The organism is Paenarthrobacter sp. 4246, assembly GCF_040546855.1.
Classification (GTDB): domain Bacteria; phylum Actinomycetota; class Actinomycetes; order Actinomycetales; family Micrococcaceae; genus Arthrobacter.
The window spans coordinates 334,351-358,593 of record NZ_JBEPOP010000002.1 but is presented as its reverse complement, the minus strand read 5'-3'; the positions used below and the strand labels follow the sequence as shown (position 1 = coordinate 358,593).

The following is a 24,243-nucleotide window of genomic DNA, read 5'->3' as shown; positions in this document are numbered from 1 at the left end:
ATGAGTCCTTACTTTCCGACGAAGATGCCGTTGGTACGGCGTGCGGCGAGGTAGAAAACGATGCTGAGGATGGAGAGGACGGCTACGTAGACCGGGAAGACCCAGCTGATGTTCAGGGATTGGAACCAGACCAGCAGGTAGGAGGCTGTGCCGCCGAAGAGGGCGACGCCGATGCCATAGCCCAGGGCCACGCCTGTGCCGCGGATGTTCTTGGGCATCAGGGACGAACTGACCACGTTGTAGAGGGTCATGTTCAGGACCAGGACAATCGAGCCGCCCAGAAGGACTGCTGCGAAGCCGCCGATGCCCGGCTGGACGTACATCAGCATGAGGAACACGGAGGGAATGGCGAGGATGCGGGTGACGAGGAACCACTTGGACATCGCCTTGCCGTCGGCCAGCTTGCCGATGATCCAGCTGCCAACCACCAGGATGACGCCAAGGATGGTGGTCAGGGCAAAGACGGCGGTGGGATCTTCCTTGAACCCGCTGCGTGCGGCGCTGGGGAGTCCAACGTTCCAGGCGTAGTTGTAAGCCTGGGCTGCGCCCACCACGAAGATGATTGCAAGGACGGACAACCAGTGTTTACGGACTCCGGACCAGACGGCGCGGGGAGTATTGGTGGCCATTTCCTCGGCCTTGAGGGTTTCCGGCAGTGAGCGGCGCAGGTAGAGCACCACGAAGCCGAACAATGCGCCGATGATAAACGGAACGCGCCAGCCCCACTCGGCCATGGCTGCGCCGCCAAGGACCAGGCTGCACAGGAAGCTGATCAGCGAAGCGAGCAGGATGCCGATGTTGACGTAGAAGGACATGATGCCCGCGACGTAGCCTTCCCGGCCCTCCGGAGCGAGCTCCACGGCGTGGGACGTGGAAAGCGGGGCTTCGATGCCGGTGGAGATGCCTTGCAGGACGCGGCAAACCAGCAGGATGATGCCCGCAGCAGGGCCGATGGTTTCATAGTTCGGAGTGACGGCGATGATCAGCGTGGTGCCGGCCATCAACATGATGGACAACAGCATCACGCGGCGCCGGCCGATGCGGTCGGCGAGGGTTCCGAGGAGGATGCCGCCCAAGGGGCGGAAGGCGAATCCGACGGCGAACACGGCCAAGGCGTTCAGCGTTGCGGAGAGCGGATCAGTGTTGGGAAAGAAGTTGGGGCCGATGAAGGCGGACAGGAGTCCGAAGACCATCCAGTCGTACCATTCCAGTGCGTTGCCCAGGCCCAGGCCAAGCAGGCCCTTGCGGACTTCCGGGGTGAATTTCGCGTTCTTGCCGGTGTTGCCAGGGGCGGAGGGGCTGGTATGTGGTGACGGGACTACGTTGTCCGTTGTTGTGGTGTGGAGCATGGAAGTGTCCTTACGCTGACGCCCCGGAGGGCGTGGGAGGGTATGACGCAGGAACGCCTGGTGGAGGAGGCGTTTGATGCGAAAGTGGCAAGGATTGTCAGCGGCCACGGTGTCGTGTCCGGACAGTTAAGGGAAAACGCTGGCGCCGCGGGGCGGCAGGCTTACCACGCGTGTGGTGCGTTGACCCAGATGGCTACGCATACCTCTTCGTAGCTGTTCTTGTACCAGTGGGGGATTTCTGAGGAGTAGGTGATGGAGTCGCCCTCTTCAAGGCTGTAGCAGACGCCGTCGAGATAGACGTCCTTACGGCCGGAGATGATGTAGCAGAACTCTTCACCGCTGTGGGTAAAAGGTGTGTCGCTGGTGTCGTGCCCTGGGGGCGTACTGATCCACTGCGCTTCGATGCTTCCGTCGCGGTTCGGGGTGAGCAGCTCGTGCACCGCTTCGCCCACGGATTCGCGGGTGACGTTCTTAAGGTTGCGTCGTTCGGATCTGCGGACCACGGGGGACTTGGATTCGTCCTGGCCAATGAAGAATCTGCCGACCGGGATGTCCAGGCCATGGGCCAGTTGAGCGAGTGTGGTGAAGGAAGGGTTGGCCATGCCGCGTTCGATCTGGCTGACGATCGCCTGGCTGAGCCCGGTGATGTCCGAGAGTTGGGCCAAGGTCATGCCCTTTGCCTTGCGCATGGTGCGCACCTTGTTCCCAACAGTCGCCAACAGTTCGCTGGTGGCTGGGGGAGCAGGAGTCTCGGTTGTCATTGCCGCATCCTTCGCTGGTGAGCTAACTCACACAACTATAGTGAAGATATTTAGCGAGTCAATGGTTTCTCTTCAATAAGTTGAAGAAATTTAGAGGATCGGTGTTTCCAGTTCTGAGATGGTGCCGAAGACAAACTGCTCGATCTCCACTACCTGGGGCCTGAGCTCGTCAAGATGGTCCGCGTTGGGCAATAGCCTGAGGCTGATCTCCAACTCCGTAGCCAAGCGGTCCATGCAGATAGCGCCCACCATCTGGCTGGATGTCTTCAGGCTCAACACTGCGTCCATGGCGTCTTCCATGTCCAGGTTTTCCAGAGCCCTGTGAAGCCTGGAAACGCGCCATGGCAGCAGGGCTACGTAGTTGCGGACGAACGCGGTGATGATGGCCTGGTCTCCGCCAAGCTCGGCCTGGAGTTCGGTGAGGACGGTGCGATCCACCAGGGAGTCTATGCACTCGTCATACTCGGACACCAGACTCCTCCCGCCTCCAAACAATAGATTCACGATTCAACAGTAGGACCCGTGGAACTGTGGACACGCCAAAAAACGAAAGCTTGATCCAATCTTGAGCGGACTCAGAGGGAGTCTTGATTGGCCGCCGCGAAGGTAGGGAGAAGCAGATGAAAGATCGCGGATCTGGGGGATTCCAGGCTTGAATCAAGGAACGGTAAACAGCATGAACAGTAGTGCTCGTCCAGCACCAGGCCTCATGGTTATCATCGTCTTCTGCATGACGGTTCTGCTGGGAATCGGTGGGACGGCTGCTTTTGCGCTGTGGGAACAGAGCTCCCACGGTGCCGGCGCGGGTCAGACCGCAGAGTCCGCTCCGTCCTCCACATCCACGCCGTAGGCTGCGCCGGAGTCAAGGAACGCCGTAAGCCTCTCCTCGAGAACCGACCGGTCTTTCAATTCGCACTCCCAGACTGTCAACACGCCCCAACCGGCAGTTTCCAGCTGTTTCCGCTGCAGGGCGTCGCGCTCGCGGGTCCGTGTTCGCTTGGCTTCCCAGAACTCCGCGTTCGCTGCTGGGGCGTGCTGGCCAACCTTGCAATCATGGAAGTGCCAGAAACAGCCGTTGACGAAAACCACCTTGCGCCGGCCCGCAAACACCAGGTCCGGGCGCCCCGGCAGCTTCGCGGGCCCGGCCTGACCGTGCAGCCGATACCGGTATCCTTTGGCGTGCAGGAGTTTGCGGACCAACAGCTCCGGTTTGGTGTTCTTTCCCCGGATCCTGGACATGTTGCGGCTGCGCTGCTCCTGCGTCAGAAGGTCCCGGCTCTGGCCCATACGTCCAGCCTACCCAGGGAGTTTTTGTACAGATAATTCCCTTATGGAGCGCTCTTAGGGGCATTATCTGTACAAAAACTCGTGCGGGGGTGGCGCGAGCACTCCGCGGTCCACCCCAGCGGCGTCACCTGGACCTTCATGCGGCGGCGGCACTGCGGGCAAAAGCGCGGAGGCTCCATCGCCAGCCGCTGTTGGCAGCCCTGGTGAGGGTCCGACGTCGGGCCCTCACCTCCGCAGAGTCCGCAGTACGGCTGCGTTAGCTGGCTGGTCACAGCGACTTCTGGAATTCCTTGATGGGCATGTTGAGCTCCACCAAGAGGTTGAGGTCGGCGTTGGCGGGGCGTCCAAGCGTTGTCAGGTAGTTACCCACGATGACGGCGTTGATGCCGCCGAGAAGGCCCTCCCGTGTGCCGAGGTCGCCGAGGGTCAGCTCGCGGCCACCGGCGTAACGGAGGACAGTTCGTGGCATGGCGAGCCGGAACGCGGCGATGGCCCGGAGGGCATCTTTGCCGTCCATGATTCCCTGGTTTTCCAGGGGTGTTCCGGGGCGTGGGTTGAGGAAGTTCAGCGGGACCTCATGTGGTTCAAGGGCTGCGAGTTGGGCGGCGAGTTCTGCGCGCTGCGCCAATGACTCACCCATGCCGATCAAGGCACCGCAGCACAGTTCCATGCCGGCGGCCTTGACCATGGCGCAGGTTTCCAGGCGTTCTTCGTAACTGTGGGTGGTGACCACCTCGGGGAAGTAGCTGCGCGCCGTTTCCAGGTTGTGGTTGTACCTGTGCACGCCCCATTCGGCCAGCTGGTCCACTTGGCGTTGCGTGAGCATGCCGAGCGAACAGGCGATGTTGATGTCCACTTCTTCATTGATGCGGTCGATCGCGAACTTGATCTGGTTCATGAGCTTAATGTCGGGGCCGCGCACGGCTGCGACGATGCAGAACTCCGTGGCTCCGGTGGCGGCGGTTTCCTTGGCCGCCTTGACGAGTTCGGGGATGTCCAGCCAGACGCCGCGAACGGGGGAGTCGAACAGGCCGGACTGGCTGCAGAAATGGCAGTCTTCGGGGCAGCCACCGGTCTTGATGGAGATGATCCCCTCCACCTCCACGTCCTCTCCGCAGTGCTCAAGGCGGACTTCATGGGCTAGTTGCAGTGCTGCGGGGATGGCGTCGTCGGGGAGTTCGAGGATCTCGATGAGCTGGGCCTCGTTCAGGCCCTCTCCGCGTTCGAGGACCTGCTCCCGGGCGGTGTCCAGGATGGCGTAACTGGTGGTTTCTTGGGTTTCCCGTGCTTCTTGGGGTGCTTGCGTGGTCATGTCCTTGACGGTATCCGCGCTGGTGAAGGGTGATTTTGTGGGGTGCGTACAAACGGACGTGGTTGATTTTGGAGTTGGCTGCGCGGGGCGGCTGGTGCAGAAGTTACAGCTGTGAAACATGCACGTGACTGAATTGACGCGCTGCGTGACTAGCGTCGGGGATGAGGCACCCTCCCCGGACGAAAGCGACCACGCATGAGTGACGACAAGACGAGTACCGCAACACTGGAGCCGACGACGGCGGCTGGCAACGCCGTCGGAATCACCACTCCGGGTGGTGAAACTGCGGGCGCAACGGCGCCCACCAACACCGATGCCATGAGCGCAGCCAAGGAGAGCCTGGAGGATTACACGCTCCGGTTTGCCCCGCGCTCCTATCGGAAGTGGAGCGCCGGAGTGGTGGCCACGAGTGCGCTGGGCGGCATTGCCTACCTGGCGGACTTCTCGATCGGGGCCAACATTGGCATTGCCTATGGAACCGTGAATGCAATTTTCGGCATCATGGTGGCCGCAGTGATCATCTTCGCTACCGGTTTCCCCTTGGCCTACTATGCCGCGCGCTACAACATCGATCTGGACCTGATTACCCGCGGCTCAGGATTCGGCTATTACGGCTCGGTAGTCACCAACATCATATTTGCCACTTTCACGTTCATCTTCTTTGCCCTCGAGGGATCCATCATGGCCCAGGGCCTGCAATTGGGCCTGGGCATTCCTCAGTGGATCGGCTACGCCGTGTCCACCATCATCATCATTCCGCTGGTGATCTACGGGATGAAGACGCTCGCCACGTTGCAGGTGTGGACAACGCCGCTCTGGCTGCTGCTGATGGTGGTCCCCGTGGGCTACCTGCTGCTGTCCCACCCCGAGAGCATCGACGCGTTCTTCGCTTTCACTGGAGCATCCGGCGAGGGTGGTCCCAACCTGGCTTCGGTAATGCTGGCCGCGGGCGTCTGCCTGTCCCTCATGGCGCAGATCGCCGAGCAAATCGACTACCTTCGCTTCATGCCGCCCAAGACCGCGGAGAACAAGGGCGCGTGGTGGCGCGCAGTGATCCTGGCCGGACCGGGCTGGGTGATCTTCGGCGCCATCAAGCAGATCATTGGGCTGTTCATCGCGATCTACCTGATCGCCAAGCTCGACCCCGCCGCGGCGTCTTCCGCGAATGAGCCGGTCCACCAGTTCCTGGGCGTCTACGAAGAAATGATGCCGGCGTGGCTCGCGATGACCCTGGCCGTGGTGCTCGTGGTCATTTCCCAGATCAAAATCAACGTCACCAACGCTTACTCCGGATCACTGGCTTGGACAAACTCCTTCACACGCATCACCAAGACCTACCCGGGCCGCATGGTGTTTGTGGTGGTGAACCTGGTCATCGCGCTGATCCTGATGGAGTCGAACATGTTCGAGTTCCTCAACACCATCCTGGGCTTCTACGCCAACTGTGCCATGGCCTGGGTTGTTACGGTGGCCTCTGACATCGCGATCAACAAGTACCTGCTGAAGATTTCACCCAAGGTTCCGGAGTTCCGCCGCGGGATGCTGTACGCCGTGAACCCCGTGGGCTTCGTGTCCATGCTGGTCTCTGCCGGGGTTTCCATCGCGGTGTTCTTCGGGGCCTTTGGTTCCGGTGTCCAGCCGTTCTCGCCGATCTTCGCGGTGGGCCTGGCGCTGATCCTGCCGCCCGTGCTGGCTCTGGTGACAAAGGGCCGCTATTACCTGCGGCGTGATGACGACGGCATCGACCTCCCCATGTTCGACGCCGACGGCAACCCCAGCGACGAAAAACTCCTCTGCCACGTCACAGGGCTTGAGTTCGAACGCCCGGACATGCTCCGATCGGCTCAGGACGGCCCCGACGGCGAACCCCAGTACATTTCGTCCCTCGCCTTGTCCACGGATAAGTCGGGCGAGCTGGTACTCCCGGCGCAAAAGTAGCCCCTCCGTACCCAACTGAGTAACAGCACCTGCTCTATTGAGTGCTCATTGGAGCTGTGCTGCTACCTAATAGGGCCCACGCGAAACGCCCCGGCTTCCATCAAGGGAGCCGGGGCGTTGCGCTGTGTGTTTTCGTGCGGTGTAATGCTGTGCGGCTTACTTGTCGAAGGCGTCCTTCGTGGCGTCCTTGACGTTCTCGCCAGCCTGCTTGGTCTTGGCGGCCGCTTGGTCAGCGACACCTTCTGCCTGCAGTTTCTCGTTGTTGGTGGCGTCTCCCAAGGCTTCCTTCGCCTTGCCGGAAACTTCCTGTGCCTTGTTGCTGATCTTGTCTCCGAGTCCCATGGGCCCTCCTTCGATGTAATCCAACGTTGACGATTGCTAGGCTAGCGAGCAATTCTGGGTACTTCCTGAACGCTTCCAAGATCATCAGGATGCTTACACTGAGATCATGGCTGAGGAGATCCAGAACGAAGAGACGGAGCAAACAGACCTGGACGAGGACATCGCCATGGCGCTGGTTAACAATGTGGTCTCCGAATCCTACGATCCGGAGGACGAAGCATCGGATCCCCGGACCAAATACCCGTCCGAAGGGTTCGAGCCACAAACACAGGATTATCCGGGCTGGACCGAGGCCATGACTCCTCGCCCCGATCACGGCGAGCAAAGCTATGTGGGGCACGGCCGGATGCTGGGGCGCCGGACCCTGATTACGGGCGGCGACAGCGGGATCGGTAAAGCCGTAGCGATTGCTTTTGCCCGTGAAGGTGCGGACGTCGCTTTCACCTACCTGCCTGAAGAGGAGCAGGACGCCGAGCATACTGTCCAGCTGATCGAAGACGCCGGCAGCAGGGCGCTCGCGCTACCTGGTGACTTGCGGGACGAAGAGTTCTGCCAAGAAGTCATTGCCCAAACCGTCGCCGAATTCGGTGGGATCAATGTGCTGGTGAACAACGCCGGGTTCCAGATGACCACGAGCCGGGGGATCGAAGACCTCAGCACCGAACAGTTCGATCAAACCTTCAAAACCAACGTTTATGCGCTGTTCTGGCTCACCAAGGCAGCACTGCCGCATTTGAAGCCCGGCGCCGCGATCATCAACACCTCGTCCGTCCAGGGCTACCATCCAAGCCCATCACTCATCGACTACGCAGCGACGAAAGCAGCCATCAACAGCATGACCTTCTCTTTGGCCGAGTCACTGGGTCCTCAAGGGATCCGCGTCAATGCAGTAGCGCCGGGTCCCGTGTGGACGCCACTGCAGCCGCCCACCCAGCCTGCGGAAAAGATCCAAAAGTTCGGCCAGGACACCCCGCTGGGCCGCGCAGGGCAGCCTGCCGAACTTGCCGGGACCTATGTCCTGCTGGCCAGCGAGGATTCCAGTTACATCTCCGGATCGGTCATCGGCGTCACCGGCGGCAAGCACCTCGCCTAGCTGTTTTCTTGAGCGTCATCATGGCTTGAGTACCACCTTGATGCATCCGTCCTGCTTCTTCTGGAACTTCTCGTAGAGTGCCGGTGCTTCATCCAGCCCTCCCGTGTGGGTGACCAGATGCATGACGCCCAACGGATCGGCATCGTCCTCCACCAAGGGAAGCAGATCTTCAGTCCAGCGGCGCACATTGCATTGACCCATGCGGAGTTGGATCTGCTTGTCGAACATAGTCATGAGGGGCATCGGGTCCGCCTGCCCGCCGTAGACCCCGCTCAGCGAGATCGTCCCGCCACGACGCACCAGATCCACGGCTGTATGCAGTGCAGCGAGCCGATCGACGCTCATGGTCTCCATGGCGACCTGCGCGGGCTTGTCCGGCAGCAGGGAAACGGCCTTGTGCAGGAAGGACGCCACAGGGGAGCCGTGCGCTTCCATGCCCACGGCATCCACCACGGAATCGGGGCCGCGACCCAGTGTTTGTTCACGGATCCGGCCGGCGACGTCTGAACTGTAGTCCATGGTTTCAACGCCGTGGGCCTCCGCCATCGCGCGGCGTTCGGGAACCGGATCAACCCCGATCACCCGGAAGCCCTTGTAGGCACCGATCCTTGCGGCAAACTGGCCCACGGGACCCAGCCCGAGCACCGCGAGGGTGCCACCTTCCGGAACGTTCGCGTAGTCCACTGCCTGCCAGGCCGTGGGAAGGATGTCCGAGAGGAAGAGGTAGCGTTCATCCGGGGCGCCCGACTCCACTTTGATGGGGCCGTAGTCGGCATAGGGAACGCGGAGGAACTGGGCCTGGCCGCCGGGAACGGAACCGTAGAGCTCCGAGTAGCCAAAGAGGGCCGCCCCGGATCCCTTCTCCTTGACCTGGGTGGTCTCGCACTGCGACTGCAAGCCTTGGTTGCACATGTAACAGCGGCCGCAGGAGATGTTGAAGGGCACCACAACACGGTCGCCCTTCTTGAGCCGGTGGACACCCGAGCCCACTTCTTCGACGATTCCCATCGGCTCGTGGCCAATGACATCGCCCTTGTGCATGTAGGGTCCCAGGACTTCATACAAGTGAAGGTCCGAGCCGCAAATCGCGGTGGAGGTAATCCGGACAATCGCGTCCGTAGGCTCCTGGATGCTGGGATCGGGGACGTCTTCGACGCTGAGTGAGCGCCGGCCTTGCCATGTCACTGCTTTCACAACTGCTCTCCCTGCTTTCGGCTGGAGGTGTCCCGCGCTGCAGGAGACCATCCCAGCGAATCAGAGATGGCATCGGCGCACAAGGCCGGCCGCCCTCGACACTGTTCGCGGCCGAGCCTAGATTGAGGCTATGAGCGAAGAACCGAACGAAGCTGACGTTGCGCCCTCTGAAGCCTCCAAATCCGCGGTGCCTGCCGCCGTCGAACATGACAAAGGCACCGGTGACTTCACCACCGAACTGGACCCCACCTTCATCCCTGATGAAAGCGGCGAATCCCCGGTAGAGAAGCGTGCCAGGGAGCACCCCGAAGCGACCGGCAGCTAAAATTAGTAAGTAATCTGACCAGTGGTGTTAACATGGTGGGCAAGGGAGAGTTTCGGGCAGAGTTGACCGAGGAGTGTCTGCGTTGTCATCGATGAAAAACCCTCTGGTTCCAGGTGCCGCAACCCGTCCCCATAGCTGCGGCCATCGTTTGGAGGTGTCCTGAACTGGGTACGTCCCAAGCAGCAACCACAGTGTGGGCCGCGAGCGGCGCCCATGGAAGCCGCTCACCAGGGAGGTAATCCGCATGGATACAGGACAGCTGGTTCTCATCATCGTGTTGGCTGTAGTCGTCATCGCCGCTGTGATCGCCGCGGTTGTGATCGGGCGTCGGAAGAAGGCGGAGGTCAACCGCCACCGAGCAGCGGAACTGCGCGAGAAGGCCGCCGAAGAAGCCATCGGAGCCCACCAAGCCAAGGCCGAGTCGGCCCAGGCGGAGGCCAATGCGCTGCAGGCCGAGGTCGAAGCCAACCGGCTCCGTCAGGAGGCGGAACGCCATGCGGAGAAAGCCAACGAGGCCCATGGGCGGGTAGAGGAACACCTGAGGCATGCAGACAAGCTGGACCCCAACGCCGGGCAGGATCGCTCCACTGACGCCGATCGCTCGAATGCTTCAGATCGCTCTCATGACTCGGATCGGCGGGACGACGCCGGCCGCGCGGCCGCAGTTGAAGGCGAACGCCTGACTCGGGACCGGAGTGGCCGCGACGGCTCCACGCGCGAAGGCACCCCACGCGAAGGTGACCGGAACTTGTAGTTTCACAGGAGAAACGGGAGGCAGGAAGTGAGCATCGTGGTGAGGCGAACAGGTGAGGCTGTGCGGTCGGCTGAGTCGAAGGCGACGCGGCATGCGGTCGATGTGGTTCTGGGGCACTTGGGCGAGATCGGACCGGCCGTTGCGGCCCTACGCCGCGAATCGTCCAGGCTGGCCGAATGGGGGGAACAACTTGCGCTTGTCAGGCTTCGCGGTGGAACGGTCTTCGCCGCAGGCAGCGACGGGTCCTCGCACGAGGCGCAGAGGTTCACCTCGGAACTGGCGGCCCACGACCCCGGAGACGGCTCCGGCTTCAAAGCGATCTTCATCCCCAAGGGTGCCAGCGGCGCCAATGGGACTACGCCAAGTATCAGCGCCCAACTCTCGGAGCAGGTGCGGCGTGGAGACATCGTGGTGCTTCTCGCTGCCAAGGGAATCACCGACGAGCTCCGCGACGCTGCTGCCGCCGCAAAAGCGGGTGGTGCGCTCGTGTGGGCCCTGACGGGTAAGGAGTCCAAGGAGCTCGCACAGTCGGTCAATGAAGCAATATGCATCAATACGGATCCGCCACACGCCGAGGAAGCGCACCTGGTGGCGGTGTTGGCTCTCTGCGAATGCTTTGACGACGCCCTGAAGCACGTCAAGCCGGAGTGATCCCCAACTGACAGCACAACCAACACTGCCACTTAGTTGCGCCTCCCTCACTGGGGACCTGTGATCTGCACCTCGTTCGGAATAGTTGCAGACGCCTTGCAGTTGGGCAGAGTGAACCTGTTTCATTCTGAAAGGAACTGCGCATGCTGTTTTCCCCCCTGGCCCTCGGCGAGCTTGAACTTTCCAACCGACTGGTGATGGCGCCCTTGACGCGTCTCCGTGCGGGCCAGAACGGCGTGCCGGGTCCGTTGATCGCCGAGCACTACCGCCAGCGGGCTTCGCTGGGACTGATCGTCAGCGAGGGAACCTACCCTGTTCCCGCCGGTCGGTCCTACCCGGGACAGCCAGGACTCGTCACCGAGGCGCAGATAGCCGGCTGGAAGACGGTCACCGACGCCGTTCACGCTGAAGGTGGCCGCATCTTCGCCCAGATCATGCATGGAGGCCGCGTCTCCCATGCTGACATCACCGGTGGCCACGAGATCGTCGGCCCCAGCGCCGTTGCCATCGAAGGTGATGTCCGCACCCCCAACGGCAAGCAGCCGTACCCCGTACCGCGTGAACTCCGTACCGACGAACTCCCGGGCGTCATCCAGGAAATCGTCACCGCCTCGAAGAATGCCATCGAGGCAGGGTTCGACGGCGTTGAGCTCCACTCCGCCAACGGTTACCTGCTGCACGAATTCCTGGCCCCCAACTCCAACGTCCGCACCGACAGCTACGGTGGCTCCCCGGAGAACCGGGCGCGTTTCGTCATCGAGACGGTCAACGCCGTGGTGGAGGCCCTCGGTGCCAACCGAGTGGGCATCCGCATTTCCCCGGAGCACAACGTGCAGGGCATCGCAGAAACCGATGCAGCCGACGTCCGGGCAACCTACGAGGTGCTGGTGGACACCATCGCCCCGCTCAACCTGGCCTACCTGAGCATCCTGCACCACGATCCCAAGAGCTCCCTGGTCCAGGACCTTCGCGAGCGCTTTAACGGAACGTTCCTGGTGAACACGGGCTTCAGCGAAATCACGACGCGCGACGAAGCTTTCGCCATCATCGAAAACGGCCTTGCGGACGCGGTGGTGGTCGGGCGCCCCGCCATCGCCAACCCGGACCTCGCCCGTCGCTGGCGCGAAAGCCTGCCGCTCAACGAGCCGGACGCTTCCACCTTCTACGCCGACGGCGCCGAGGGTTACACGGACTACCCGTTCTACGCGAACTAAAGCGCAGCACCCACAGCAAAACCACGACGTCGGCACCTGAGTGCCGACGTCGTGGTTTAACCTGTGGCCACCCAACTGACTGGCGGCTTAGTCGGGGAATGTGACAGGACGACGTGCCCGGTCCCGCGTGCTCCTTCCTATAGGATTTGTGGCATGTCTGATCCTTCCCCGGCCGGTGCCCGCGCTGGCTTTCCCGTCAGCCGCCAAGTGCTGGCCGACCACGTCTATGAAGCCCTCCTCGAGTGGCTCATGGACGGCCGTTTGGAACCGGGGGCGGCAGTGAGCATCGACGGGATGGCGCGTGAACTGGACGTCTCGCCGACTCCCGTGAGAGAAGCCCTGGCCCGGTTGGAGCACACCGGCATGGTCCGGCGGGTGGCGCTCAAGGGCTACAGGGTTGCCCCCGTATTTACCCGCGAAGACTTCGCGGAACTGATGGAAGCCAGGCTCTCCATTGAACCCGTCAATGCAAAACTGGCGTGTTCGCGCATGACGCCGGAGGGGTTGGATGCCCTGAAGCAGGCCGTGGAGGATCTGAAGACTGCACCCCGGGGCGGAACTTTTGCCGAGTACCGCAGCTACCTCGAGGCCGACGAACGTTTTCACCAACTCATCGCTGCGCAGGCAAACAACCAGTTCCTGCTCGCGGCATACAACACCTTGGGCGGCCAGATCCAGCGGTTCCGGCTGTTCGGGGGAGTGGGCATCACCGACGCCGAGCAGGCCATCGCCGAACACCAGGCCGTACTCGACGCCATGACCAGCGGCGATCCCGACAAGGCTGCGGAAATGATGACCGACCACGTCGAAAAGGTCCGTGGCCGGGCCATGGCGGACGCGCCGGAAGACTAGCTCATAACCAACGAGGGCTCGCTGGTTATTGTGATCGGGCTCCTTCTACTGTCATCCGTGACCCCCTTCACACCTAAATGTAAGACATATAGGATCTAGGAAGTTTCCAATAAGGGTTGACAGCATTGCTTGATTCGTAAATCCTATAGGAAACAGGATTTTACGAAGGAGTGATCACCATGGCGTACACCGCCGAGAATTGGCCCATTACCGCGGCCCTCCTGCAGTTCCCCGGCACTGACGCCAAGGGGCAACAGGTCAACGACGCCGATGCTTCCGTGTGGGCTTCCGTCCTCCAGGAAGTGAAAGACGCCGGTTTTGCGAACGCTGACCTCACCGACAGCTGGGTTCGCCCAGGCGACCTCAGCAAGGAACGCCTCGCCGAGTTCAAGCAGACCGCTGACGAGGTGGGCATTGGAGTTCCGGTCATCTCCGCTATCCGCCGCAGCGTCATCCACGCAACGGACTGGGCAGATAATCTCGCCTACAGCCACCGCACCATCGACGCCGCTGCCGAGCTTGGCTGTGAAGTGGTGTCCTTCGGGCTTCACCAGGCGATCACGCCGGAACAGCAGAAACAACTGTGGTTCTGGACCGTGGAGGGCTACAAGGACCCGGCTGGGGATAAGCAAGCATGGGGCAACGCTGTCTCCCGCATCCGTGAACTTGGCAAGCACGCAGCAGAAGCTGGGGTACTGATCTCCTTGGAAATGTACGAGGACACTTACCTGGGAACTGCTGACTCCTCGGTGCAGTTGGTCCAGGACATCGGCTTGGACAACGTGGGCCTCAACCCGGATCTCGGTAACCTGATCCGTCTGCACCGGCCCATCGAGGACTGGCGCGAAATGGTGGCCAAGACCCTGCCGTACTCCAACTACTGGCACATGAAGAACTACATCCGGGACGAAGATGTGGCGCGCGACAGCTATATCACCATGCCGGCGCCGATGGAGAGCGGCCTCATCAACTACCGCGAGGCCTTCAAGTTCGCGCTGTCCGTCGGATTCCAGGGCATCCTCTGCACTGAGCACTACGGTGGCGACGGTCTCAGCGTCACTGCCAGCAACCAGGATTACCTCCGCCGGCACGTCCTGCCGAAGACCGCAGGTTATGAACTCGGCAAGAGCCAGGTGGCCCAAGGGCGCCAGGTACCGGCAACGCAGCTCGCAGGAGTCTAGGAAGATGACCCGGATTTTTGATAACCCGGCAGATTTTGCCGATGAAGCGCTGGACGGCTTCGTTGCGGCCAATCGCGGCTACGTCGCCCGCGTTGACGGCGGCGTCGTCCGCTCCACCGAAGTCCCTCACGGCCAGGTCGCCCTGGTGGTCGGCGGCGGTTCCGGGCACTACCCGGCCTTCGCTGGACTCGTCGGGCCCGGACTTGCCACTGGTTCGGCGTGCGGCAACATGTTCGCGTCGCCGGCGGCAGGCCAGGTGTATCGGGTGGCCAAGGCTGCCAACGCCGGCGGTGGAGTCCTGCTCAGCTACGGCAACTACGCAGGGGACGTCCTGCACTTCGGCCAGGCGCAGCTCCGCCTCAACGCCGAGGGCATCGAAACGCGGACGGTCACCGTCACTGACGACATCGCCAGCGCGCCGCTTGACCAGCTCGAGAAGCGCAGGGGCATTGCCGGCGACCTCACCGTCTTCAAGATTGCCGGCGCCGCCGCCGAAGCGGGACTGGACCTTGACGGCGTCGAGCGCTTGGCCATCAAGACCAACTACCGTACCCGTTCGCTGGGCGTGGCCTTTGACGGCTGCACGCTGCCCGGCGCTGCGGACCCGCTGTTCCACGTCCCTGCCGGACAGATGTCGTTGGGGCTGGGAATCCATGGCGAGCCCGGCATCTCCGAGCACCCTATGCCCACAGCATCCGAGCTGGCCGATCTCCTGGTCACCAAGCTGCTCGCGGACAAGCCCGACGACGCCGGGGACCGGGTTGTCGCTATCGTCAACGGCCTGGGCACGGTGAAGTATGACGAACTTTTCCTCTTGTTCGGCAAGATAGAGCAGTTGCTCACGGCCGCGGGGCTCACCGTAATCGAACCCGAGTGCGGCGAGCTGGTGACCAGCCTGGACATGTCCGGACTGTCGCTGACATTGCTGTGGCTGGACGAAGAACTTGAGCAGTTCTGGGCCGCACCCGCGGACACTCCCGCCTTCCGCAAGGGCAGCATGGCGCCCCGCGCACCCCGTGCTGGTATCACAGCCGTCGACGCCGAAACCGCCGACGTCGAACAGCCCACCGCCGCTGCGGCTGACCTCGGGCAGTTGGCTGTCGCCGTGCTCGCCCAAGTGAGGGACGTCGTCGTCGAGCATGAAGAGGAGCTCGGCAAGCTGGACGCGATTGCGGGCGACGGTGATCACGGCATCGGCATGCGCCGCGGCGTTGATGCTGCGGCGTCGGCAGGCGAAGCTGCGGCTGGTTCGTCCGCGGCGCGGATCCTGACAGCGGCCGGAGAGGCCTGGAGCGAGCGGGCCGGCGGCACGTCCGGAGCCCTGTGGGGATCGGCGGTCATCGCCGCCGGGTTGTCGCTCGGGAACCGCGAAACGTACACATCGGAGGATGCCGGCGCCGTTGTACAGGCTTTCGTCAGCGCCATCACCGAACTCGGCAAGGCCGAGCCTGGGGACAAGACCATGGTGGACGCGCTCCTGCCCTTCCGGGACGCCTTCCTGACAGAGCTCGACGGCGGGGCTCCCGTTGACCGGGCCCTGGCAGCTGGCGCTGCGGCGGCCGAGTCCGCTGCCGCGAAGACCGCGGACCTGCGTCCGCTCAAGGGCCGTGCCCGTCCACTCGCGGAAAAGAGCCTCGGCCATCCCGATCCAGGGGCGGTCTCCTTCGGACTGATTACCTCGAGGATCTCGCAATTCATCGATTCACAACTGGCCACGGCTGCCCCCACGGGACAGCGGTCGGACGGGAACGGAGCCCAAGCATGAGCAACACCGAAGGCTGGCGCATCGTCGTCGGCAATGACGAAGCCGGAGTCGAATACAAACAGGCACTCCTGGCTTTGCTGGAAGCCGATCCCCGCGTGGCGACAGTGACGGACGTCGGCGTTGGTTTCAACGACTCCACCGCATACCCGCACGTCGCCGTTGATGCCGCCCGCAAAGTGGCCGAAGGCGAAGCCGACCGCGCATTGTTGATCTGCGGTACGGGCCTCGGCGTGGCCATTGCGGCCAACAAGGTCCCCGGTATCCGCGCGGTCACCGCCCACGACAGCTACTCCGTGGAAAGGTCCGTCCTGAGCAACAACGCACAGGTCCTCACGCTCGGCCAGCGGGTGATTGGCTTGGAACTGGCCAAAAAGCTCGTAGGGGAGTGGCTGGGCCACCGCTTCGACCACACCTCATCCTCCGCCGCCAAGGTGGACGCCATCTGCTCGTACGAGCCCGACTACACGAAGGCAGTCTGATCATGACTACTCCCGAGACAACCGAAGCTACAGCCGGCAACGCAGCCCGGAAGATCGCCGTCGTCGGCTCCGGCTACATGGGCGGCGGCATCGCCCAGGTTTTGGCACTCGGCGGAGCGCGTGTGGCGCTGGCCGATGTCTCTGCCGAGATCGCGCAGAAGAACTACGACCGCCTGCTGGTGGAATCGGACCAGTTCATCGCCGACGGGCTCTTCCCGGCAGGGTCCACGGAGATCCTCAAGCAGAACCTGTGGGCCGCCAAAGACATCGAAGAGGCCGTTGCGGACGCCGATTTCATTGAAGAGTGCGTTCCCGAGGTCCTGGATATCAAGCATCAAACCCTCGCCCGCATCAGTGCTGCGGCCCGCCCGGACGCCCTGATCGGTTCCAACACCTCCACGATTTCCATTGGCGCTCTGGCAGAGGCCGTCACCAACCCGGAGCGGTTCCTGGGTGTGCATTTCTCCAACCCGTCACCGTTCATTCCCGGCGTCGAGATCATCCCTCACGCCGGCACGGACGCCGCAACGGTTGCCGCGTCCCGCGAGCTGGTCCACGCGGCCGGTAAGCAGACCGCCGTCGTCAAGGACGTCACCGGCTTCGTGCTGAACCGCCTGCAATACGCGCTGTTCCACGAAGCCGCGCAGTTGGTGGAGCAGGGCATTGCAACAGCGGACGACGTCGACACGCTGGTGCGTACGACGTTCGGCTTCCGTCTGCCCTTCTTCGGTCCGTTCGCCATCGCCGATATGGCCGGCTTGGACGTATACAACTTCTGCTACAAGTCGCTGCAGACCGGCTTCCCGGAACGCTTCGCGACGCCGAAGATCCTCTCGGACCTGGTGGACGCAGGCAAGCTGGGCACCAAGACCGGCGCCGGGTTCCTCAACGTTCCCGCCGAGCGCACTCCGGAACTCATCGCTTACCGCAACAAGGCCTACGTCGCCATGCAGAAGCTCATTGAAGAGCTCGGCCCGGCCCCCATCAACTAACCCTTCCTTCAGGAGAAAACACATGACTTTCCCCGCAGAACGCACCGCAATCGTCACCGGCGCCGTCTCCGAACGCGGCATTGGCCGTGCCACCGTCAACTACCTGGCCGCCCAAGGCTGGAACATCGGCATCATCGACCTGGACGACGCCGCCTGCAAGATCGCAGCCAAGGAAATCGCCGCAGAATACGGTGTCCAGGCCCATGGAGTTGGCGCCAACGTGGCCAGCGAAGCCGAGGTCCGTGCCGCGATCGACGAACTCGAAAACGAACTGCCACAGATCGTCGCTTTGGCCAACGTTGCCGGTGTCAGCTCGCCCGTCGGTTACCTGGAACTGGAACCCGCTGAGTGGGACCGCGTGCTGAACATCAACCTCAACGGCGTCCACTACGCCACCCGACGTGTGGCCGAGTCCATGGTCAAGAACCGCATTGGCCGGATCGTGAACATCTCCTCGGTCTCCGCCCAGCGCGGTGGCGGCACGTTCTCGAAAACCCCGTACTCAGTAGCCAAGGCCGGCGTCATCGGCTTGACCCGCGCTACCGCCCGTGAACTGGGCGAGTACGACATCACCGTCAACGCCATTTCTCCCGGCCCCATCGACACCGACATCATGGGCGGCACCCTGAGCCAGGAACGCAAGGACGAACTCACCAAGGACCTTGTGGTGAACCGCGTGGGCTCCACCCGCGACATCGCAGCCGCTATCGCCTTCCTCATCAGCGAGGACTCCGGATACATCTCCGGGCAGACGCTGAATGTGGACGGCGGACTGTACATGCACTAGGCCCCCATGCGGACCTGGACACGAGAACGCAAGATCTACCTTGCCGTGGGCATCCTTGCCTGCGCAGTGGGCATGGTGCTCATCTTTTTCCCGCGCTGACCGCGGCTGTGCGCGGCTGACCGCGCTGCACTAGTCATTTCCTGTCACTCAAAGAGGAGTTTCAATGTCTGTTGCCACCAATTCCACCAAGGAGTTGCTGGATACGCCGGTCCTCAAATCGGCAATCTCCAAAGCATCACGCCGGCTCATGCCAATGCTCGTCATCCTCTACGTGGTGGCATTCCTGGACCGCACCAACGTTGGCTTCGCCGAAGCCGCGCTGGAAGTGGACAGGGGCATCACCGCAGGGGCTTACGCACTGGGTGCCGGTATCTTCTTCATCGGCTACGCCCTGTTCGAGATCCCCAGCAACCTCCTGCTCACCAAGTTCGGGGCCAAAGTGTGGCTCGCCCGCATCGCGATTACATGGGGCATCGTCTCGGCGTGCTTCGCCTTCGTGCAGGGTGAGACGTCCTTCATCATTCTCCGGTTCCTGTTGGGAGTCACAGAGGCCGGACTGTTCCCGGGCGTCATCATGTTCCTCGCCGCCTGGTTCCCCAACAAAGTCCGCGTGAAGATGTTCGCCATCTTCTACCTGGCCCAGCCGTTCTCCCAGATGATGGGCGCACCCCTGTCCGGCTGGCTCATCAACATCGGCGACCAGGTTCCAGGCGTTGCCGGCTGGCAGGTGATGTTCTTCGTTGAGGGCATGCTCGCCGTCCTGGCCGGTATTGCCGCCTACTTCTTCCTCATCAACAGTCCCCAGGACGCCAAGTTCCTGACCAAGGAGGAGAAACGGGCCCTGTCCGATGTCATGGCGCTCGAGGACACGGTCAAGGAAGAAACCGGTCCCCGCGGCGTCCTGGCATCCATGCGGAACGGCCGGGTCTGGTACTTCACGGTCATTTACTTCTGCCTGCAGGTGGCGGTCTACGGCGTGACGTTCTACCTGCCGCAGCAGGTGGCGCAGCTGACCGGCCAAAAGGTGGGCATCGCCGTCGGACTCCTGGCAGCCATCCCGTGGTTCTTCGGCATCTTCGCCTGCTACTTCATCGGAAAAGCCGCGAACACCGTAGCGCGTCGTCGTCGCTGGGGCACTGCACTGTTCATCTCCACGGGCCTCTGCATCTTCGGTTCGGCCTGGGCCGGCGCCAACCAGATGCCCGCCGTGGGCATCATCTTCATCACCTTGGCGGTGTGCAGCTTCCTGTCCACAGGCCCCATCTGTTGGTCATATCCGACGGCGTTCCTCACCGGAACTGCCGCGGCTGCCGGTATCGGGCTGATCAACTCCCTCGGAAATCTGGGTGGATTCGTCGCACCGATCCTGCGCACCACGGTCAACCAGGTCACGGCTTCCGACACAGGCACCATGGGCGTCTATGCGCTGGGTGTCCTGCCGTTCGTCGCTGCACTGCTGATGTTCGGCACCAAGCGCTTCAGCAACAAGGCCGACGAACTGCTGGAGAAATAGAGCGTGAACCTGCCTGCTTTCCCTTCTGCTGGGGACTCTGCGACGGACGCTGCGTTGGACACTGTGTTCATTGGCGTCAGCACCAAGATGTACATGGGCTACGCGCATTCCCTGACGTGGTTGGAGCAGCTAGTGGCAGAAGTGGACGCCCGTCCGGCCCTCACGGCCGGGCGGGTGGTCCCGTTTGTGATCCCGTCCTTTCCGGTGTTGCCCGAAGCAGCGCGGATGGTGCAGGGCACATCCTTGGTGCTCGGCGCGCAGAACTGTGGTTGGTCTGACGGACCGTGGACAGGTGAGGTTTCTCCCTCGATGCTTTCGGAGCTCGGGGTGGGGTTGGTGGAAATCGGTCATGCTGAGCGGCGACGCTACTTTGCCGAGGACGAGGCGATGATCGCGCTCAAGGTCAGTGCCGCCGTCGACTCCGGACTGACGCCGCTGCTATGCGTGGGGGAGCGCGAAGCCAGCGATCCGGAGGCAGCGGCGGACACGGTGTTCCGGCAAATCCAGGAAGCCGTGTCGGGGGACTGGTCCGTTGCCTCTCAGCTGGTCATCGCGTACGAACCCGTGTGGGCGATTGGTGCTCCTGAACCTGCCTCGGCCCAGTATGTTTCGCGGGTAGCGGCTGCGCTGAGGGAATCGCTTGGCCACCACGGACTGGCAGGTATGCCCATCATCTACGGCGGGTCAGCCAAGCCTGGGGTGCTGCCACAGATGGACGGGGTATCGGGCCTCTTCCTTGGCCGCTTCGCCCACGACGCCAGCAACTTTGGACAGGTCCTCGACGAAGCGCTGGAAATCTCCAACCGACGTTAGAGGCCGGCTCGTTGGCAGAGGGCCACGAAACCCCCCAGGTTCTCCAGCCCTTCCGGATGCGTCGGCAGGTAGTTGGTCAGTTCGGGCGAACGTACGACGACGGCACGCCACTGACCACGCGACACCGCCACGTTGATCCGGTTCCGGGACAGCAGGAACTCCATTCCGCGGGGAACTTCGCCGGCGGCTGATGCGGCCATGGATAAAATGACCACCGGGGCTTCCTGGCCTTGGAATTTGTCCACGGTACCTACCCGCACTTTCCCGAGGCCGGCAGATCGGAGCTCATGTTTGATGAGCTGGACCTGGGCGTTGTACGCCGCTACCACCAGGATGTCGGTTTCCTCGAGGGACCGGCGTTCCGGGGAGTCCGAAGGGTCCAGCCACTTCAGGCCGAGGTGAGCCTTGACTTGCCGGACAACCTCAACAGCTTCTTCTGGTGAGGCGGTGGAGTTGGCGGTGTGCGTGACGTACACACAGGAAATTCCGGGGCTTGCCCCTTCCATTTCACGCATGGTTGCGGCAGGAGCGGCCTCGAGCCGGTTGTCGTAGGACAGTTCTGACACTGCGCTGCACAGCGCCGGATGCATGCGCCATGACAACGCCAGGAAGTAGCCAAGGTGGGACGGCAAGGTGTTGTAGCCATCCGACAACCAACCCAGGGCTGATTCGTCAACGGGCTCCGGATGCTTGCCTTGAGTGACCTGGGGAAGCTGCTGTGGGTCACCGAGGAGCAGGAGCCGCTGGGCAGCCCGGCTGACAGCCATGGTGTTGGCCAGCGAGAACTGTCCCGCTTCGTCGATGACCAGGAGGTCGAGCGATCCGGCGGGAACTTCCTTGCCCACCATGGTCCACGCGGTGCCTCCGATCAGGGCGCCACCCGGCTGGGTCAAGAGCTCTTCCACGTCGCCTTTGGCACAGTTGCTCCATGGCACAGGATCGTTGTGCTTGACGTCCTTGGCCACCAGGCGGGGATCGATGCCCGCCTTTTCCACGGCAGCGCAGAGCATGTTTTCCACCACGGCGTGGGATTGCGCCACGACGCCGACTTTCCACCCGTCGGCCACCAGCCTGGCCAGCACGTGGGCGCCAACATAGGTCTTCCCGCTGCCGGGAGGACCCTGGACGGCCAGGTAGGAATGGTCCAGGTCCTTGACCGCCGCTGTGATGGCATCGATATAGCCATCGGGGCCGGAGGGAACTGCTGGAAGGTTGGCGAGGGTACTCAGCCGCGGTGGCTGTCGGCGGACCAGGTCCAAGGCAGGATCCTTGGGCCAGGAAGGCAACGCCGCTCGGAGCTTGGTGGCCAACGCGGCCAATGCAGCCCTTTGCCCGGCTGTCTGAATCGGGCTGTCGGGGGTCAGTGCCATGGGGGTCTGGACGAACTCGGTGGAGTCTTTGCGAAGCTTCTCGACGATGGTGACGGACTCGAAGTCACCTTCTTCGCCGACCTCGATGACCTCCGTCCCGCCCCAACCGGCACGGCCCAGCACTGGGGATTCCTTGGCAGCCAGAGCGTCCGGCAACGGAGACCCGTACATTCTGAAGTACTTCCTGCCTGGATCCAATCCCGCGCCATCACCGGACCGGCCCAGCATTTTCACGATCCGGGCAGGGTTGCTGCGAGGCGTTGGTTTCGCCCAGTCCTGCAGCAACTCCGTGTGGTCCACTACAAATTGGTCGCGGGACTCGTCCCACTGCGAGGTCGGCTTCTCCAGACGGTCGAAGTGTTCCCACCAGTGCTGTTTGTCCTCGCGGCGATGGTACCCGACGCTGGCAGCGACGATGCCGATGGCCCGGGAATCCGGCGTTGCCTGTTGCTCCACGGGCAGACCGGCCACATAGTCGAACAGCGCCTTCTCTTCGGGCGGTGCCTCGTACTTCTCCGGCTCGGTGTCGGACGGTGGTTGCTCCTGCACAGGGCCGCCGGGAACGATGGACCGCTCCGCGGCACGGGCGAGCAGCCAGTTGCGCAGTTCCAGTGTCGACAAGCAGTCGTACTCGTTGTAGTCCCTGATCCCCTCGAGAATGTCGGCAGCTTGCCCGCGATCCCCATTGTCGCGGGCAGTGCAGTAGTCCGCGTAGGCCACCACGGAAGCTCCGGCGTCGGTGACGTCCCCGGAGCGCAGGTGCTGGCCCATGTACAGGGGCTCCAGTTTCTTGATGCTGTAAGAGTTCGCGGAGACACGGATGCTGTGCCGGACGGTGTCGTAGAGGTCCACCAGGACGCCTTGGCGCAGGAGGTCGTCGACGGCGGTTTCGCCCACCACATGCGTCAGGGAGAGATTCCTCAATGCCGTCTTTTCGTAGGCGGCGTAGTGGTAGATGTGCATGCCCGGATATTGCGCCCGGCGCTTATCCACGTAGTGGAGGAAGTCCACAAACGCCTGGCCTTCCTCCATCCGTGAATGGGCCCAGAAAGGCCGGAACACAGGCTCCGCCCCGGGCTCCACGGGGTTCTCGACGACCCCGATCAGATACTCGAGCCCCCATTTGCCTGTCGCAGGGTCCTGCCACAAGGGATCTCCTTCGAAGTCGAAAAAGATGTCGCCCGGGTCCGGTGCCGGGAGCCTTCCAAGCGTGTTGTCCGGCAGCACCTTGTAGCCAACGGCTGTGGCTTCACCGGATTTGTCCGTGTAGTTGACGATGCCGTCCGGGGTGCCTGTTCCCGTCTGAAGTTGGGCTTGTTCGCGCAACCTGAGAAGCGTGGAATCGCCGGCGGCCGGCATTGCTGCCAACTGGTCAATGGTAGTGATTCCAGCCTCAAGCAGCTTCTTGCGACGGCTGATGCGCATGCCCGCGACCATGAGGAGATCGCGGTGCAGTTGGACTTGTTCGGCGCAATAGTCGCAGCGGCCGCAGGCTGAATACCTGGAGTCACCCCATTCCACCGGACCAGCCTCCGAAATGTGGGCAGCTGTCATGCCAAGGAAGCGTTCACGCCGTTCCTTGAAGACAGGGAGGATCTGCGCGAGGGGGTGGTCGCTGTGGACTCCGTTGCCCAGCACCAAGGTGACTGTGGGGTCCGGCGTGATTCCTGCTTTGAGCAGTTGGTCTCCATAAGCCGCGAGCTGCAGGAGGGCTGTGACCTTGGCATGGCGTGCCAGCTTGGTGTCGAACACCGCATAAAGCCCGCCGGGCTGCTTCACCAGGAAATCGGAACGCCCGTGGAACTCACCGTCGAAGAAAGCGGCTTGAAACACCACATCCGCTCCGGAGCGCAGGGCATCGATGGATTCCGCGTGCTTGGCCGAAAGTGTGGCGCGGTCCATCACCGTGGCGGGGACGACGTCGTAAACGCCCCTCCCGGTGGCCGCATCCCAGGGTCCGAACTTGGCGATGAACTCATCCAGCACCCGATGCTCGTGAACATCGCCCAGGGCGGCGGTACGTTCCAGCATGGCGTCTGCCGCGAAGTCCGGCTTGCGCGAACGGCCAAGTTTTTCGTCGAGTTTGCGGAGCAGTTGGTACTCGCAGGTTGCTGCAATGACGAGGTCGCTGGCAGAGAAGACCAGGTCCTGCGGGGCGCCCGCCATCTCCGGATCGAGAAAGAACACAGCGACCCACCTTCCTTCCATGCCGGTTGAAATCCTTGTAGCCAAGCTATCAGCGGGCACCGACAAAATAACTTCCGGCAAAAC

The 24,243-nt window shown here is 62.6% G+C and carries 23 protein-coding genes; 14 read left to right on the top strand and 9 right to left on the bottom strand.

Going from position 1 to position 24,243, the window contains the following annotated elements:
* Positions 1–8: 8 nt before the first annotated feature.
* The 6 genes from ABIE35_RS04410 to bioB form a co-directional block, all read right to left on the bottom strand.
* Entirely contained in the window at positions 9–1,349 is a 1,341-nt protein-coding gene (locus ABIE35_RS04410) for an MFS transporter (RefSeq protein WP_354512716.1), read from the bottom strand.
* A 161-nt stretch (positions 1,350–1,510) separates the two neighbouring features.
* Complete coding sequence (locus ABIE35_RS04405) at positions 1,511–2,110, bottom strand: helix-turn-helix domain-containing protein (RefSeq protein ID WP_354512714.1); 600 nt, start codon at positions 2,108–2,110, stop codon at positions 1,511–1,513.
* Between the two features lie 90 nt (positions 2,111–2,200).
* Complete coding sequence (locus tag ABIE35_RS04400; RefSeq protein WP_354512712.1) at positions 2,201–2,548, bottom strand: Hpt domain-containing protein; 348 nt, start codon at positions 2,546–2,548, stop codon at positions 2,201–2,203.
* 369 nt (positions 2,549–2,917) lie between these two features.
* Entirely contained in the window at positions 2,918–3,397 is a 480-nt protein-coding gene (locus ABIE35_RS04395; RefSeq protein ID WP_354512710.1) for a very short patch repair endonuclease, read from the bottom strand.
* Between the two features lie 41 nt (positions 3,398–3,438).
* Positions 3,439–3,669 (bottom strand): biotin synthase auxiliary protein BsaP, encoded by a 231-nt coding sequence (gene bsaP, locus ABIE35_RS21185; protein ID WP_502921358.1) that lies wholly within the window; start codon positions 3,667–3,669, stop codon positions 3,439–3,441.
* Positions 3,666–4,709, bottom strand: coding sequence for a biotin synthase BioB (bioB, locus tag ABIE35_RS04390; RefSeq protein ID WP_354512708.1), 1,044 nt, complete (start codon positions 4,707–4,709; stop codon positions 3,666–3,668). Before bioB ends, bsaP begins: the two co-directional genes overlap by 4 nt.
* A gap of 195 nt (positions 4,710–4,904) precedes the next feature.
* Between bioB and ABIE35_RS04385 the strand changes: the two genes are divergently transcribed.
* On the top strand, positions 4,905–6,647 hold the full coding sequence (locus ABIE35_RS04385; RefSeq protein ID WP_354512706.1) for a purine-cytosine permease family protein: 1,743 nt from the start codon (positions 4,905–4,907) through the stop codon (positions 6,645–6,647).
* Positions 6,648–6,803: 156 nt separating this feature from the next.
* Here ABIE35_RS04385 and ABIE35_RS04380 read toward each other — a convergent pair whose 3' ends face one another.
* The gene (locus tag ABIE35_RS04380) at positions 6,804–6,989 is read right to left on the bottom strand and encodes a CsbD family protein (RefSeq protein WP_354512704.1); all 186 of its coding nucleotides are present in this window, start codon (positions 6,987–6,989) and stop codon (positions 6,804–6,806) included.
* A 106-nt stretch (positions 6,990–7,095) separates the two neighbouring features.
* On the opposite strand from ABIE35_RS04380, the gene ABIE35_RS04375 reads away from it, so the two are divergent.
* Entirely contained in the window at positions 7,096–8,082 is a 987-nt protein-coding gene (locus ABIE35_RS04375; RefSeq protein ID WP_354512702.1) for an SDR family oxidoreductase, read from the top strand.
* An 18-nt stretch (positions 8,083–8,100) separates the two neighbouring features.
* On the opposite strand, the gene ABIE35_RS04370 is transcribed toward ABIE35_RS04375, so the two are convergent.
* Positions 8,101–9,276, bottom strand: a complete 1,176-nt coding sequence (locus ABIE35_RS04370; protein ID WP_354512701.1) for a zinc-dependent alcohol dehydrogenase — start codon at positions 9,274–9,276, stop codon at positions 8,101–8,103.
* A gap of 130 nt (positions 9,277–9,406) precedes the next feature.
* Here ABIE35_RS04370 and ABIE35_RS04365 point away from each other — a divergent pair, with 130 nt between their 5' ends.
* The 12 genes from ABIE35_RS04365 to ABIE35_RS04310 all read left to right on the top strand — a co-directional run bounded on the left by ABIE35_RS04365 (position 9,407) and on the right by ABIE35_RS04310 (position 20,602).
* Complete coding sequence (locus ABIE35_RS04365) at positions 9,407–9,601, top strand: hypothetical protein (protein WP_354512699.1); 195 nt, start codon at positions 9,407–9,409, stop codon at positions 9,599–9,601.
* Positions 9,602–9,845: 244 nt separating this feature from the next.
* Positions 9,846–10,355, top strand: a complete 510-nt coding sequence (locus ABIE35_RS04360) for a hypothetical protein (RefSeq protein WP_354512698.1) — start codon at positions 9,846–9,848, stop codon at positions 10,353–10,355.
* A 27-nt stretch (positions 10,356–10,382) separates the two neighbouring features.
* Positions 10,383–11,006 (top strand): SIS domain-containing protein, encoded by a 624-nt coding sequence (locus ABIE35_RS04355; protein WP_354512696.1) that lies wholly within the window; start codon positions 10,383–10,385, stop codon positions 11,004–11,006.
* A 143-nt stretch (positions 11,007–11,149) separates the two neighbouring features.
* Positions 11,150–12,220 carry an alkene reductase gene (locus ABIE35_RS04350; RefSeq protein ID WP_354512694.1) on the top strand — a complete coding sequence of 357 codons (1,071 nt, stop codon included), beginning with the start codon at positions 11,150–11,152 and terminating at the stop codon, positions 12,218–12,220.
* A gap of 153 nt (positions 12,221–12,373) precedes the next feature.
* Positions 12,374–13,072, top strand: coding sequence for a GntR family transcriptional regulator (locus ABIE35_RS04345; RefSeq protein ID WP_354512692.1), 699 nt, complete (start codon positions 12,374–12,376; stop codon positions 13,070–13,072).
* Between the two features lie 179 nt (positions 13,073–13,251).
* A complete protein-coding gene (locus ABIE35_RS04340; RefSeq protein WP_354512690.1) occupies positions 13,252–14,253 on the top strand; it encodes a sugar phosphate isomerase/epimerase family protein in 1,002 nt (333 codons plus the stop codon).
* Between the two features lie 4 nt (positions 14,254–14,257).
* Positions 14,258–16,018 carry a dihydroxyacetone kinase subunit DhaL gene (dhaL, locus tag ABIE35_RS04335; RefSeq protein ID WP_354512688.1) on the top strand — a complete coding sequence of 587 codons (1,761 nt, stop codon included), beginning with the start codon at positions 14,258–14,260 and terminating at the stop codon, positions 16,016–16,018.
* The gene (locus ABIE35_RS04330; protein WP_089593994.1) at positions 16,015–16,497 is read left to right on the top strand and encodes a ribose-5-phosphate isomerase; all 483 of its coding nucleotides are present in this window, start codon (positions 16,015–16,017) and stop codon (positions 16,495–16,497) included. The genes dhaL and ABIE35_RS04330 overlap by 4 nt, the downstream gene beginning before the upstream one ends.
* Positions 16,498–16,499: 2 nt before the next feature.
* Positions 16,500–17,489 (top strand): 3-hydroxyacyl-CoA dehydrogenase family protein, encoded by a 990-nt coding sequence (locus ABIE35_RS04325; protein WP_354512686.1) that lies wholly within the window; start codon positions 16,500–16,502, stop codon positions 17,487–17,489.
* Between the two features lie 22 nt (positions 17,490–17,511).
* Positions 17,512–18,276: an SDR family NAD(P)-dependent oxidoreductase gene (locus tag ABIE35_RS04320; protein ID WP_024819908.1), complete on the top strand. Its 765-nt coding sequence runs from the start codon at positions 17,512–17,514 to the stop codon at positions 18,274–18,276.
* A 163-nt stretch (positions 18,277–18,439) separates the two neighbouring features.
* A complete protein-coding gene (locus tag ABIE35_RS04315) occupies positions 18,440–19,789 on the top strand; it encodes an MFS transporter (RefSeq protein WP_354512684.1) in 1,350 nt (449 codons plus the stop codon).
* 3 nt (positions 19,790–19,792) lie between these two features.
* On the top strand, positions 19,793–20,602 hold the full coding sequence (locus tag ABIE35_RS04310; RefSeq protein WP_502921357.1) for a triose-phosphate isomerase family protein: 810 nt from the start codon (positions 19,793–19,795) through the stop codon (positions 20,600–20,602).
* Here ABIE35_RS04310 and ABIE35_RS04305 read toward each other — a convergent pair.
* The gene (locus ABIE35_RS04305) at positions 20,599–24,159 is read right to left on the bottom strand and encodes a TM0106 family RecB-like putative nuclease (RefSeq protein WP_354513022.1); all 3,561 of its coding nucleotides are present in this window, start codon (positions 24,157–24,159) and stop codon (positions 20,599–20,601) included. The genes ABIE35_RS04310 and ABIE35_RS04305 overlap by 4 nt on opposite strands.
* Positions 24,160–24,243: the final 84 nt, after the last annotated feature.

Bases quoted from the DNA above. Each gene is read 5' to 3' on its own strand.
- ABIE35_RS04405 (WP_354512714.1), bottom strand. From the start codon at position 2,110: ATGACAACCGAGACTCCTGCTCCCCCAGCCACCAGCGAACTGTTGGCG.
- ABIE35_RS04365 (WP_354512699.1), top strand. From the start codon at position 9,407: ATGAGCGAAGAACCGAACGAAGCTGACGTTGCGCCCTCTGAAGCCTCC.
- ABIE35_RS04375 (WP_354512702.1), top strand. From the start codon at position 7,096: ATGGCTGAGGAGATCCAGAACGAAGAGACGGAGCAAACAGACCTGGAC.
- ABIE35_RS04360 (WP_354512698.1), top strand. From the start codon at position 9,846: ATGGATACAGGACAGCTGGTTCTCATCATCGTGTTGGCTGTAGTCGTC.
- ABIE35_RS04330 (WP_089593994.1), top strand. From the start codon at position 16,015: ATGAGCAACACCGAAGGCTGGCGCATCGTCGTCGGCAATGACGAAGCC.
- ABIE35_RS04395 (WP_354512710.1), bottom strand. From the start codon at position 3,397: ATGGGCCAGAGCCGGGACCTTCTGACGCAGGAGCAGCGCAGCCGCAAC.
- ABIE35_RS04325 (WP_354512686.1), top strand. From the start codon at position 16,500: ATGACTACTCCCGAGACAACCGAAGCTACAGCCGGCAACGCAGCCCGG.
- ABIE35_RS04350 (WP_354512694.1), top strand. From the start codon at position 11,150: ATGCTGTTTTCCCCCCTGGCCCTCGGCGAGCTTGAACTTTCCAACCGA.
- ABIE35_RS04320 (WP_024819908.1), top strand. From the start codon at position 17,512: ATGACTTTCCCCGCAGAACGCACCGCAATCGTCACCGGCGCCGTCTCC.
- ABIE35_RS04410 (WP_354512716.1), bottom strand. From the start codon at position 1,349: ATGCTCCACACCACAACAACGGACAACGTAGTCCCGTCACCACATACC.
- bioB (WP_354512708.1), bottom strand. From the start codon at position 4,709: ATGACCACGCAAGCACCCCAAGAAGCACGGGAAACCCAAGAAACCACC.
- dhaL (WP_354512688.1), top strand. From the start codon at position 14,258: ATGACCCGGATTTTTGATAACCCGGCAGATTTTGCCGATGAAGCGCTG.
- ABIE35_RS04385 (WP_354512706.1), top strand. From the start codon at position 4,905: ATGAGTGACGACAAGACGAGTACCGCAACACTGGAGCCGACGACGGCG.
- ABIE35_RS04315 (WP_354512684.1), top strand. From the start codon at position 18,440: ATGTCTGTTGCCACCAATTCCACCAAGGAGTTGCTGGATACGCCGGTC.
- ABIE35_RS04345 (WP_354512692.1), top strand. From the start codon at position 12,374: ATGTCTGATCCTTCCCCGGCCGGTGCCCGCGCTGGCTTTCCCGTCAGC.
- ABIE35_RS04380 (WP_354512704.1), bottom strand. From the start codon at position 6,989: ATGGGACTCGGAGACAAGATCAGCAACAAGGCACAGGAAGTTTCCGGC.
- ABIE35_RS04340 (WP_354512690.1), top strand. From the start codon at position 13,252: ATGGCGTACACCGCCGAGAATTGGCCCATTACCGCGGCCCTCCTGCAG.